11 protein-coding genes are annotated in these 11,944 nt (G+C 63.7%); 4 read left to right on the top strand and 7 right to left on the bottom strand.

The features are described 5' to 3' along the window. Positions 1–55 precede the first annotated feature (55 nt). Genes ACG0Z6_RS06880 through ACG0Z6_RS06870 form a run of 3 tightly spaced genes read left to right on the top strand, consistent with a single transcriptional unit; the run spans position 56 to position 3,740 of the window. Positions 56–994: an ABC transporter permease gene (locus ACG0Z6_RS06880; protein ID WP_394459821.1), complete on the top strand. Its 939-nt coding sequence runs from the start codon at positions 56–58 to the stop codon at positions 992–994. A gap of 8 nt (positions 995–1,002) precedes the next feature. Continuing rightward, positions 1,003–2,040 carry an ABC transporter permease gene (locus ACG0Z6_RS06875; protein ID WP_394459819.1) on the top strand — a complete coding sequence of 346 codons (1,038 nt, stop codon included), beginning with the start codon at positions 1,003–1,005 and terminating at the stop codon, positions 2,038–2,040. 5 nt (positions 2,041–2,045) lie between these two features. Continuing rightward, positions 2,046–3,740: an ABC transporter ATP-binding protein gene (locus ACG0Z6_RS06870; RefSeq protein WP_394459816.1), complete on the top strand. Its 1,695-nt coding sequence runs from the start codon at positions 2,046–2,048 to the stop codon at positions 3,738–3,740. Positions 3,741–3,919: 179 nt separating this feature from the next. On the opposite strand, the gene ACG0Z6_RS06865 is transcribed toward ACG0Z6_RS06870, so the two are convergent. The 4 genes from ACG0Z6_RS06865 to ACG0Z6_RS06850 all read right to left on the bottom strand — a co-directional run bounded on the left by ACG0Z6_RS06865 (position 3,920) and on the right by ACG0Z6_RS06850 (position 6,299). Further along, on the bottom strand, positions 3,920–4,396 hold the full coding sequence (locus ACG0Z6_RS06865) for a DUF2269 family protein (RefSeq protein ID WP_394459814.1): 477 nt from the start codon (positions 4,394–4,396) through the stop codon (positions 3,920–3,922). Continuing rightward, the gene (locus ACG0Z6_RS06860) at positions 4,393–4,785 is read right to left on the bottom strand and encodes a DoxX-like family protein (protein WP_394459812.1); all 393 of its coding nucleotides are present in this window, start codon (positions 4,783–4,785) and stop codon (positions 4,393–4,395) included. The genes ACG0Z6_RS06865 and ACG0Z6_RS06860 overlap by 4 nt, the downstream gene beginning before the upstream one ends. Continuing rightward, on the bottom strand, positions 4,782–5,672 hold the full coding sequence (locus ACG0Z6_RS06855; RefSeq protein WP_394459810.1) for an NAD-dependent epimerase/dehydratase family protein: 891 nt from the start codon (positions 5,670–5,672) through the stop codon (positions 4,782–4,784). Before ACG0Z6_RS06855 ends, ACG0Z6_RS06860 begins: the two co-directional genes overlap by 4 nt. Positions 5,673–5,747: 75 nt before the next feature. Beyond that, complete coding sequence (locus ACG0Z6_RS06850; protein WP_394459808.1) at positions 5,748–6,299, bottom strand: GbsR/MarR family transcriptional regulator; 552 nt, start codon at positions 6,297–6,299, stop codon at positions 5,748–5,750. 251 nt (positions 6,300–6,550) lie between these two features. Between ACG0Z6_RS06850 and ACG0Z6_RS06845 the strand changes: the two genes are divergently transcribed. Then, positions 6,551–6,745 carry a hypothetical protein gene (locus ACG0Z6_RS06845; RefSeq protein WP_394459806.1) on the top strand — a complete coding sequence of 65 codons (195 nt, stop codon included), beginning with the start codon at positions 6,551–6,553 and terminating at the stop codon, positions 6,743–6,745. Positions 6,746–6,774: 29 nt separating this feature from the next. On the opposite strand, the gene ACG0Z6_RS06840 is transcribed toward ACG0Z6_RS06845, so the two are convergent. The 3 genes from ACG0Z6_RS06840 to ACG0Z6_RS06830 all read right to left on the bottom strand — a co-directional run bounded on the left by ACG0Z6_RS06840 (position 6,775) and on the right by ACG0Z6_RS06830 (position 11,680). Further along, positions 6,775–7,266 carry a hypothetical protein gene (locus ACG0Z6_RS06840; protein ID WP_394459804.1) on the bottom strand — a complete coding sequence of 164 codons (492 nt, stop codon included), beginning with the start codon at positions 7,264–7,266 and terminating at the stop codon, positions 6,775–6,777. Positions 7,267–7,276: 10 nt separating this feature from the next. Further along, complete coding sequence (locus tag ACG0Z6_RS06835) at positions 7,277–8,620, bottom strand: O-antigen ligase family protein (RefSeq protein ID WP_394459802.1); 1,344 nt, start codon at positions 8,618–8,620, stop codon at positions 7,277–7,279. A gap of 219 nt (positions 8,621–8,839) precedes the next feature. After that, the gene (locus tag ACG0Z6_RS06830; protein WP_394459800.1) at positions 8,840–11,680 is read right to left on the bottom strand and encodes a TonB-dependent receptor plug domain-containing protein; all 2,841 of its coding nucleotides are present in this window, start codon (positions 11,678–11,680) and stop codon (positions 8,840–8,842) included. Positions 11,681–11,944: the final 264 nt, after the last annotated feature.

The following is an 11,944-nucleotide window of genomic DNA, read 5'->3' as shown; positions in this document are numbered from 1 at the left end:
GCGCCAGACGCAACGCCACTCCAAGAGACTCGCGCGCACAAGGAGCCCGACAGCAATGGCGGCTTATCTGATCCGGCGCCTGTGGCAAATGATCCCGACCTTGTTGGGCGTCGTGCTGCTGGTGTTCTTCCTCTTCAAGTGGTTCGGCGGTGATCCCGCCGAGGTGCTGGGCGGCCTCAATGCCACGCCCGAGCAAATCGATGCCATCCGCGAGCAACTGGGCCTGAACAAGCCCGTGTGGGAACAGCTGCTGATCTTCCTGAAGCAGATCGTGACCTTCGACTGGGGCAAGAGCTGGGCCACCAACGAGCCGGTGTCCAGCCTGTTCGCCAGCCGCATGCCCGCCACGCTGACGGTGATGGTGCCCATCCTGGTGCTGGAAGTGCTGTTGGCCATCCCCTTCGCGCTGGCTGTGGCTTACCTGCGCGGCAGCAAGATTGACCGCGCAGTGATGATCTTCACCACCGTGGCGGTGTCGGTGTCGCTGCTGGTGTATGTGATCGTGTTCCAGTATGTGTTTGCCTTCAAGCTGGGCTGGTTCCCGGTGCAGGGCTGGAGCGACAGCTTCTGGACCAACCTGACCACCTACGCGCCGCTGCCCATTTTTGTGGCCGTGGCGGTGGCCTTGTCGCCCTACACGCGGCTCTACCGCACCTTCTTCCTGGATGAGATTGGCCACGACTACGTGCGCACCGCACGCGCCAAGGGCCTGACCGAGCGCACCATCTTGCTCAAGCATGTGCTGCGCAACGCGCTCATTCCCATCCTGACCAACATCTCGGTGGCGCTGCCCGGCGTGTTCGTGGGCTCCTTCTTGCTGGAGGTGTTCTTCGGCATTCCGGGCCTGGGCCGCGAGATCTTGCTGGCCGTCAACCGCAGCGACTACCCCGTCATCCAGGCGTTTGCGATCTACATCGCCGCCCTGACCATGGTGGTCAACCTGATCACTGACCTGCTGTACAAGCTGGTCGATCCGCGCGTGGTGCTGAAATGAGTGCAGTGATGAGTTCTTCTAGCAATGCAGCGCCCACGCGCTCGCAAGGCGTTTGGGCCGCCGCCTGGCGGCGTCTGCGGGCCGACAAGATGGGCATGGTGTCCATGGTCATCGTGGCCCTGTGTCTGCTGCTGGTGACGGCCTCGGGCCTGGGCCTGGTGGCGCAGAACTGGCAAAAAGAAGTGGCCGTGCCCAACGCACCGCCCACCTTCATGGGCCCGGCACCCGCCGAGAACACGGGCGTGATTGCCCAGCCCAAAGGCCCCAACGTCGACATCTCGGACATCGACCCGCTGGCCCCCAAATACAAAGAGTGGGAAGAGCTGGCCAAGACTTACCACACCGAGGACACCGTCAAGGCCGAAACCCTGCCCGCAGGCGCCGACCGGCTGGGCCGCGACGTGCTGGCCAAGGTGGTCAAGGGCGCGGAAATCTCCATCATGGTGGGCGTGCTGGCCGCGCTGGTGGCCACCCTCATCGGCACGGTGCTGGGCGCGATCTCGGGCTTTTTCGGCGGCAAGGTGGGCGACTTCCTGGAGTGGGTCTACAACGTCTTCACCGCCATGCCCAACATCCTCCTGATCTTCGCCTTTGCGGTGATCTTCGGGCGCGGCGTGCTGCCGGTGGTGATGATTCTGGGCCTGGCAGGCTGGACGGGCATTTACCGCCTGGTGCGCGCTGAGTTCATGAAGCACTCGGTGCGCGAGTACGTGCGGTCGGCCGAGGCCATTGGCGCCTCCAAGACCTCCCGCATGTTCAAGCACATCCTGCCCAATGTCTCGCACGTGGCGCTGGTGCAGCTGTCGCTGCATGTGGTGGGCTTTATCAAGAGCGAGGTCATCCTCTCCTACCTGGGTCTGGGCGTGAGCGTGGACCAGGTGAGCTGGGGCACCATGCTGTCCGAAGCCCAGAGCGAGCTGATCCTGGGCTACTGGTGGCAGCTGGCCGTCGTGACGGGCTTTATGGCCATCTTCGTCACCGCCTTTGCGCTCTTTACCGATGCGCTGCGTGATGCGCTCGACCCCAAACTGCGCGGCCTGGAGTGATCCCAATGTTGCTTTCAATTCAAGACCTGAAGGTCGGCTTTCGCATGGGCAAGGTGGGCGGGCAGATGCAGCGCCAGCTCGCCGTCAAGGGTGTGAGCTTTGACATCCCCGAAAACAGCACCGTGGCCCTGGTGGGCGAATCGGGCTCGGGCAAGAGCGTCACGGCCATGTCCATCCTGAACCTGCTGCCGGACAACGCCGAGCGCGAGGGCCGCATCCTCTTCCAGGGGCGCGACCTGCTGCGCACCAGCCAGCGCGAGCTGCAGTCCATCCGCGGGCGCGAAATCGCCTGCGTGTTCCAAGACCCCATGAGCTCGCTCAACCCGGTGTTCACCGTGGCGACGCAGATCATGGAGCCGCTCATCAAGCACCTGGGCCTGAGCAAAAAACAAGCCCTGGTGCGCGCCGAAGAGCTGCTCAACGAGGTGGGCATTCCCGACCCCAAGCGCCGCCTGCACACCTACCCGCACGAGATGTCCGGCGGCCAGCAGCAGCGCGTGATGATTGCCGTGGCCCTGGCCTGCAAGCCCAAGCTCTTGATTGCCGACGAGCCCACCACGGCACTGGATGTGACCATTCAGCGCCAGGTGATGGAACTGCTGGCCAAGCTCAAAGACTCGCACAAGATGAGCCTGCTGTTCATCTCGCACGACCTGGGCGTGGTGGGCGAAGTCTCCGATCAGGTGGTGGTGATGCGCCACGGCGAGATCCGCGAAAAAGCCCCCGTGGCCGAGATCTTCCACAGCCCGCAAGACCCCTACACGCGCGCCCTGCTGGCCTGCCGCCCCAGCCTGACCGAGAACCCCGGGCGCCTGATGGTCATTGACGACCACATCGCCGCCGAGGCCGGCCAGGCGCGCCAAGCGCGCGAGCACAGCGTCAAAGACCCCAACGCCCCCGTGGTGCTGGAAGTGCGCAACCTCAACAAGAGCTTCTTCTTCAAGACCGGCCTGTTTGGCACCAAGGAGTTCAAGGCCGTCAAGAACGTCAACTTCAAGCTCAGAAAAGGCTACACCCTGGGCGTGGTGGGCGAGTCGGGCTCGGGCAAGACCACCATGGGCCTGACCCTGCTGCGCCTGCACGAACCCACCAGCGGCGAGGTGCTGTTCGAAGGCAAAGACCTGCTGAAGATGAGCGGCAACGACTGGCAGAAGATGCGCCGCCGCATCCAGGTGGTGTTCCAAAACCCCTATGCCTCGCTCAACCCGCGCTTCACCATCGCCCAGGCGCTGCTGGAGCCCATGGAGATCCACGGCATCGGCGCCAACCACGCCGACCGCCTGGCACGCGCCACCGCGCTGCTGCACAAAGTGGGCCTGACCGAAGCCGCGCTCTCCAAGTACCCGCACGAGTTCTCCGGCGGCCAGCGCCAGCGCATCGCCATCGCGCGCTGCCTCACGCTCAACCCCGAAGTGCTGGTGCTGGACGAATCGGTCTCGGCGCTGGACGTCTCGGTGCAAGCGCAGGTGCTCAACCTGCTCAAAGACCTGCAAGACGAATTCGGCCTCAGCTACATCTTCATCAGCCACGACCTTGCGGTGGTGAAGTTCATCTCCGACGAGGTGCTGGTCATGCAGCACGGCGACGTGGTGGAACAAGCCAGCTCCGAAGAAATCCTGGCCGCCCCCAAGCAGGAATACACACGCCGCCTGCTGGGCGCCGTGCCCAAGGGCTACACCGGCGCCGCCCCCGCGCACTGAGCCACCTCAAGCGCTGCCAGGCCGCGCCAACAAAAGCAAAACCCGCCCCGGGAAACTGGGGCGGGTTTTTTATTGATTTTTGAACTGCCCTGTGTACCGCTGATCGAATACATCCAGAACACCAGGCATGATTTGCACGCCAGCTTGGGCAAATATTGGTGCCTAAAGCTTCTTGCTGTTCAGCCCCACAGCGCGGGCTTTTGCACCATCAGACCAAACACCAGCACCATGGCCACAAAGGCGGGGTAGCCCAGGGCCTCCCACCAACGCGCGTAGTGCCAGTACTGGGCAGGCAGCGCGCGGTTTGTGGCCAAGGCTTCATCGGCCAGGGCGGACATGCGAATCTGCAGCCACACCACGACCAGCCAGCAGGCACCGGCCAGGGCGTAGAGCAGCAAGGCGCTGACCAACCAAGGTGTACTCAGCGGCCAGCCACCAGCCTGAGCCAACCACAGGCCGCTGGCCGGTTGGATCAAAACCGTAGGCGTGGTGAACCACCAGTCGGCCCGCTTGACCAGGCGGCACACCACGGCCTGCGCAGCCAATGAGCCACTGCGGTTGGTGAAGAACAAGAAAAAGGCCGTACCAAAGCCTGTGCCCACCAGCAGCACGCTGGACAGGATGTGCAGGGTTTTGACAAGCAAGTAGGTATTCATGATGCAGTGGCTGGGGGTGGAAATGTCTGGGACGCGTCGTCGAACAGCAGCAGCAGCAACGCCGCAACGACCACGTTTTTGCTCAACGGGCCCAAAGGGTGCAACCAAAGGCCCGGCAGCATGAAGGTGGCCACCAGCGTCATCAGCAGCATGGCCAGGCCGCAAGCGAGATAGACGCTGCGTCGGTGCCAGCACAGCAACGCCAGCCCAAGCAGGATGTCCAACAGCGCGCCAGCCACCACCAGGGGAAGCTCAAAAACCGCCGGCGTGTGCGCCGCGCGCAGCAGCGCAAGGGATTGCCCGTGCAACTCCCAAAGACTGACCAAGCCGGTGAAGAGCCACAGCAGCACCAAGCTGCCTCGGGCCAGAAGGCGTGTGCGTGCTTTCATGCCTGCAAGGCCTCCATCAGCCGATCAGGTGGCAAAGCCGGATGCCCCAGCAGGCTCGCAAAGGGCTGGGCAGCCGCGACATTGGGGGCTTGCAGAAGCTGCAGGGCTTCGCGCCCCCAGGGCTGCCAGGGCAGCCCATCGCCCACCCGGGCGCTGAACTGGGTCAGGCACTCAGGCAAGGTGACTGTACGGGCAGGTGTTCGCCCCAGCTGCTGGCGCAACGAAGCCAGCAACTCACCCAGGCTCAAGGCCTGGGGACCGACAGCATTCACCAACTCAGGTGGCTGCTCTAGGCCGAGCAGCCGGACACACACCTGAGCCAAGTCCTGAACAGCCACAGGCTGAACCAGGCAGCGCTTGACGGCACGGGGCAGTGGTAACACGGGCCAATGCGCCAAGTGGACTAAGAGCGCCGTGCTCGCGCCGCCCGGGCCAAAGACAATGCTGGGCCGCAGCACCGTGCCCTTCAAGCGCCTCTCACGATTGAGCCGCCACAGCGCTTCTTCCGCCTGGCGTTTGGTGCTTGCGTAAGCACTTGGGCTAGCGTCAATACCCAGCGCCGAAATGTGCAAAACACGGCGGATCCCTTGCGCAGCACAAGCCTCGAATAGCGCGATGGGCGCATCAGCATGCAAGGCCTGCATGGGCTGAGTAGCGCGCTCGCGCAGCACACCCACGGCGTTAACCACGGCATCGACACCGGCCAGAGCAGCGCGCCAATCCTCGGCCCGAGTAAAGCGTGCAAAGTCCACCACACAGCCCGCGCCCGGGGTGGCTGTGCGCACAGCTGGCACCACCTCATGCCCCTGCGCCCTCAGCGCCGCAGCCACTTGTCTGCCGATAAATCCGCGAGCCCCGCACAGCAGTATCTTGTAAATATTCGACATTTCGGTATAAACAGAAATTCAAATCTCAAACAAAGGGGCTGAAGCCCCTGGAAGTGCGCACCGCCCCGATCGCACCTACTTCTTTGACGCCTTGACCGGAGGCGGGTCGCCACGCACAAACTTCTGCACACTGGCCCCCATCTTCAAAAACTTCTCCAGCGTGCTGGGCGACAGCCGCAGCATCTCCTCAGACCAAGCGCCCAAGGTCTGCATAAAGCGCAGCGTTTCGCGCACACGGTCTTGCGCATCTGGCGGCTCGTCGGCAAAGCCTGGGTCAACCAAGAGCTCGCCAAGCAAGCGCACGGTGGGGTCGTATTCGCGTTCCTTGCGTTCGCGCACGATGGTGCGGAACAACTCCCACACATCGAGCGAAGTCTCGAAGTAGTCACGCCGGTCCCCGAGCTGCTGGGTGACGCGAACCAGATTCCAGTTCTGCAACTCCTTGAGGCTGGTGCTGACATTCGATCGAGCCACGACCAAGGTGTCAGAAATCTCTTCAGCATGCAGCGGCCGCCCGTGAAAGTAGAGCAAGGCGTGAATCTGAGCCACCGTGCGGTTCACCCCCCATGCTGTGCCCATTTCACCCCAGTGAACAATGAATCGACGTGCTGTGCTGCTGAGTTCCATGGCTACATAATGTAGCCAAGCAGAAATTTCTGTCAATACAGAATTTCATGACAGAGCATCGCACTTAGTGGCCCTGCAGCACACCCGTTGGCGTTATCAGCGCACCCACGTACGCACCAGCCTTCCCGAGGCTGCTGTGACTCAGATACAGCCCATCCTCCCCATCTTGCAGTTCGTCGCAATGGGCTGGGTACCGCAGGGGCTGCGGCCTACATTGGCCTGCTCACCAACACACCCTAGAGGGATTTGCCATGAACCTGACCCGTGCTCTGTCTTTGTCCGCCGTCGTGGCCACCGCTGTGCTGTGCAGCGCCTGCATCTCCGTCGAAAGGCAGTCGGTGGTGGATCAAGAAAAACAGCTGGAGAGGATGACCGAGCAAGCCGTCAAAGCCTGCGGCGCTGGCAACGTCAAAGAGGTGAGCAACAAGGGCTTTACTTGCCGGTGACGGTCTGAGGTGGGGCGGGCGCACAGCCCTCAGCGCGCGCCACCCCACCACAGCCACAAGCCCCAGGCGTGGACCGCGCCGAACACGCCGCACACCACCGAGCTCCACAGCGCAAAGCTGTCCACCAACTCGGGCTTGAACCACCACACCGGCAGCAGCAGCACGGCACGCAGCAGGTAGATGGCCGTGATGGCCAGCAGCGCTGCGCCCATCCACGGCAAGGCGCGCAAAGCCGGCACATAGCCGCTGGCTCCCAAGGCGTAGCCGGACCACACCAACAGCACCACGGTGATGCCCAAAGTCAGCAGCGCAGGCCAGCCCTGGCCCGCAGCGGCCATCTGCGCCATGCGCTCGCCCGCACCAAAGTAGCGGTACCAAGCGGGGCCGCCGACGATGCAAGCCAGGTGCATCAACGCCGCCGCAGCGCTGAGCACGCCAGCCCATAACAAGGGCGAATTCAAGACCTGCGGGTTCATGCCCGCCGCCGCCAGCGCGGCAGAGTCCAAAGTCTGCGTTGTCATGCTGTCCCTCCTAGATATTGCCGTCCACCCAAAATCGGGGCTGCAGCTTTTCCCGTGCCAGGCTCGGAGCGCCATGCAGCGTCGGCCCGTTGGGGTGCCACTCCTGCGCCGTCACCAGGGCTTGCGCCAACAAACCCAGCAGCAGACACCCGCACAGTATCCGTGCAGGCCAGGCTGGGCTCCGACTCGGGGCTGGAGCGGCTGCACCTTGTGCTGCCAGCACGCCCAGCAGCACCGCCAGCAGAGTTTGGGACTGCGGCATGACCCAGTTGCCGGAAAAACACGCGTCAACCAGGGATGCCAGAAATGCTGCCGCAGCTCCCAACGCTAGCCCCTCACCGACCCCAGCCGGTGTCGCTGGATTTGCGAGCACGCCATAGGCCCGTCGAGCCATAGACAAAAACAAAATGCCAGCACCGAGAGCCCAGAAAATGCCCCATTCGGTCAGCAGCTGTACATAGGCGTTGTGGGGGTGGGCTGCAGGCAACCCTGTATTGGCAGCCAAGTGCATAGGACCAACACCCAAGATCGGAGAGATAGAGAACTGCATCAATGCATCAGCGCATAAGCGCCACCGGGTTCCCAATGAGCTGGGGTCGCTAAGTGGGGCATATCGGTAGCTCTGGTGCGCTATCAGCCCGCCCCAGAGCCCGTATAGGAGTGCCGCGACGACTACACCGACCAAAGCTGACACAAGCAGCGGTCGTAGCGCCAGCAACATGGCACGAGCCGGCAAAAACCGCCATTGCCAAAGCAACAAAGCAGTAACACTCGCCAATGACAGAAAGGTGGCTCTACCCTGACAGCTCGACAGCACCACACACTGCAAGGCCAGGGCCACCTGCGCGGCGCGTGCCAGGCGCTGCTCGCTCTGCAGCGTGAGGGCGGCCAGCACTGGCAGCAGCAGGGTTTGCACATGGTTGAGGTGGCGGGGGTTGGCATAGCCCATGGCCATTTCCTCGCTGAGGAAATTCCCCTGCGCCAGCGCCAGCACACTCACCAGCACATAGAGGACACCATAGAGTGCGCTGCTACCCACCAAGAGCCAGGCCAGCGCACGCGCGGCCTGGGGTGAGGCTTGCATGAACTGGCGCACCGCAAGCGCCAGCGCCGCCATGCCCAGGAACAAGCCGGCCTCGCGCGCCGCAGCCCAAGGCTGCGCGGCGGCCCACACACTGGCACCGCCCCAGCCCAGCATCCACAGCGCCCACAGCCCAGCAGGCCGTGTCACGCCCCCGCGCCAAGCTCCCAGCAGCAAGGCCGCCGCCGCTGCGGCAAACAGCCAGACTTGCAACAGACGCGCCATGTCCTGGGGCGATCCAGGCCACAGGGCCAGGGCGGGTTGGGTCAACAACAGGCCCAGGGGGAGGAGCCAAAGACCGCTCGAAGAGGGGCCAATGCAAAGCGCCACCGCGGGGGTGGCGCTTGATGAGGGTGTACTGCGCATGCGGCCGATTGTCGGTGTCGCGTCTTGCAAATTTGTCGTGCAAGACCAGGACAGCGGCGCCACCCATCGCACAGCACCTGCTGGCCACCGCAAGCTTGCGTTTGCGGCAGCAGCAGTTTGCAGGCCTTACTTGAAGCGGTACTGCAGCCCCAGCGTGAAGACGCGACCCTTGACGTCGTCTTTGTTGGTGGGCAGCACGCCGGTGTCGCCACCGAAGGAACGCATATTCACCGGCGCGTAGTCGTTGAGCACATTGCGCACGGCCAGGCTGACGGTGAGGCCTCGAATGCCGCTGTAGGCCACGTAGTAGTCAAAGCGCTGCTTGACGGCGATCTTGCACAGCTCGGCGCTGACGCCGTTGTCCGCACAGTAGTCCTCGTTCCAGTCGGTGTCGCTGGCCTTGGTGGTCAATGGCGTGCCGCTGAGGCGGTTGTAGGTCAGGGTGTGGGTCCATGCGCCACGGGTCTGGGTCAGCGACATCTTGGTGGCTGTGCGCGGGTAGTCGTAGTAGCCCACACCGTTTTCGTCCCAGGTGTTGGCGTTGTAGTCCCAGTACTGGCGCTGCAGCAGGTGGCTGATGTCGGTCGTGAACTTGAAGCGGCCCGCGCCGGTTTCATCGCTGCTGAGCACCAGGCGCCAGTCCAAACCGGCCGCGCGTGTGCGGGCCTCGTTGGTGAAGGGCGAGTTGATGCGCAGCAGGCGGCCCACTTGCACACCGTACTGCTGCGCCTCCGTGCCGCGGAAGGTGGTGTCGCCCACCGCGGGGTTGAAGGCGGTCCGATCGATGCTCACACCGGGCGGGAGGTTGCCCTCGCGCTCCAGGAGCTTGTCGTTGTCGGGTGTGCCGATTTCGTCGCGGCGCACGATGCGGTAGTAGTCCACCGAGGCTGACACGTGGGCATTGGGTTCAAACAAGAGGCCCAGCGTGGCGATGCGTGACTTCTCAGGTTTGAGCGCCGGGTTGTGCGTGGTGGACACGCCCACCGAGCCGCATTCGGCGTTTTCCACCGCATCGGCCCGCGCATACAGCAGGGCTTGCTGGGTGTCGCCATCGGGCAGTGTGGCGGCCTGGGTGCGCAGGTCTTCGGCCAACTGGCGGGCAGGCTGGCAGCGCTTTTTGTCGTCCACGGAGCTGAAGGCGAACTTGGTGGACTTGGCCGTTTCGGTCAGGTTGGGTGCGCGAAAGCCATTTTCCAAGGTGGTGCGCAATGCCACGCTCTTGACCGGCTGGAACACCAGGCCCACTTTGGGCGCCCAGTTGCTGCCAAAGCCGGGGAAGCGGTCCATGCGCACGGCCACTTCACCGGTGAGCCATTTGGCCAGGGGCAGCTTGGCTTCGGTGAACACGGCGCCAAAGGTGCGCTGACCATCGGCGCTGGACACGCCCAGGCCCACGGCATCACCTTCCATCTGGTTGGCGCTGGGCGACACGGTGAAGCGCTCATGGCGCAGCTCAAAACCTGCGGCCACCCCGATGGCGCCGCCGGGCAAATGCCCGAACTCGCCGCTGATGCGGCCGTCCCAGAAGATCTGGCGGTTGCGGCCCACGTCTTGGGTGGGTGCGAACAGCTTGTTGATCACCGCCGCGCTATTGGGGCCGCCGATCTTGTAGCCGCCGGGCTTGTTGAAAAAGTTGGCGTCCAGCACTTCCTTGTTGGGGTCGCCAATCAGTTCGATGAACCCTTTTTCAGAGAACGTGCCTTGCCAGGTGGAGGTGGCCTGCGCGCCCATCACGCCCACCGCGCTTTCCCAGTCCCAGTTCTGCCAGGTGCCACGCACCCCGGTCAGCGCCCGGTACTGGCTGGCCTTGGTGCTCATGCCCGACGGTGCGTCGGCAAAGCGGTAGCGCAGCTCGGTGTCCTCGTCAGGCAGGCCCAGCGGGTGGCCTGCCGGCAGCAGCCGGTACTGGAAGGTCTTGCGGTCGCCGGTGGTGGGGTTGCCCCAGACCGAGGTGGTGTCGTAGGAGTCGTAAATGCTGTGCGGCGAGCTGTAAGCCGTTTTGGTGCCGGCCCAGGTCAGCTCCGCAAAGGCCTCGGTGCCACCACCGAGGTTCAGGGTGCCCGCCACAAAGACATTGGCACGCTTGGATCCGGCCACGGGGCCGTAGTTGGAAAAGCGGTCGTAGCGGCACAGGCTGCCTTCAATCAGCTCGGGCTTGCAGCCAGCCACGGGCGCGGCGTAGTCGCTGGCCGTGCCAAAGATATTGCCCGGGAAGGAGTAGGTGGACTTGGCCCCAATGCGCTTGGACACCTTGGCATACACCGGGTTGGTATCGCCCAGCAGCGGGCGCCAGGCGGGCACGGCCTCGCGCTCGTACAGCTCCACGCCGGCCAGCACATTGAAGCCCTGGGTGTCCAGATTGCCCAGGCCGCCGGACAGCGACACGGCGTTCTCGCCAAACTTGGCCGTCTTGCTGGCCTGGGTGCGCGAGGCGGCCATCTCCAGCCCCTCGTAGTCGCGCCGCGTGATGACGTTGATCACACCGGCCACAGCGTCCGAGCCGTACACGGCCGAGCCGCCGCTTTTGAGAATTTCCACGCGGTCGATGGCCGAGGCGGGAATGGCGTCGAGGTTGCTGAAGATCTCGTTGTAGTCGGCCAGCGCGAAGGGCGCGATACGACGGCCATTGAGCAGCAGCAGCGTGCTTTGCTGGCCCATGTCGCGCAGGTTGGCCGAGCTGGCACCGGGCGCAAAGCTGTTGCCGCGCCCCAAGTCATTGAGCGTGCCGCCATTGGGCAGGGCTTCGATCACCTGGGCCAGGGTTTTGGCGCCGGTGGCTTGAATGTCCTGACGCGAGATCACCTGCAGCGGTGTTGAGCCTTCTTGGTCAATGCGCTTGATGTTGGAACCCGTCACCTGCACGCGTTGCAGCTGGATGGGTTCGGTGCTTTGGGTTTGCGCCAGGGCGAGTTGGCAGGTGGCCAAGCAGGCCAGCGCCACCACGTGGCGGCTGAGGGTTGTGCTCATGGATCGACGTCCTTGTTGTGCTTTCATATTGAGGGTCGCTTCTTGCGACCTCGAACGCGAGTCTTGCGCACAGCTCGCACTTCTCAGCGTGAACATTCCCCAATACCCCCCTGATTCAGCGGGAGTTTGTGCCGCAATGAACACGGCTCGCGACAGACATCGGGTTTGTCATGACGACAAGCACACACACCCCCGTGACCCACCACACCGCCAGGCACCACTTGTTCAAGGGGGTTCAGCATGCTCAGGCCCTGTCGAAAACAG

This window comes from Roseateles rivi (genome assembly GCF_043555845.1).
In the GTDB taxonomy this organism is placed as follows: Bacteria; Pseudomonadota; Gammaproteobacteria; order Burkholderiales; family Burkholderiaceae_C; genus Roseateles; species Roseateles rivi.
Note: the sequence above shows the minus strand (reverse complement) of the source record. Positions and strands in the feature narration are given on the sequence as shown.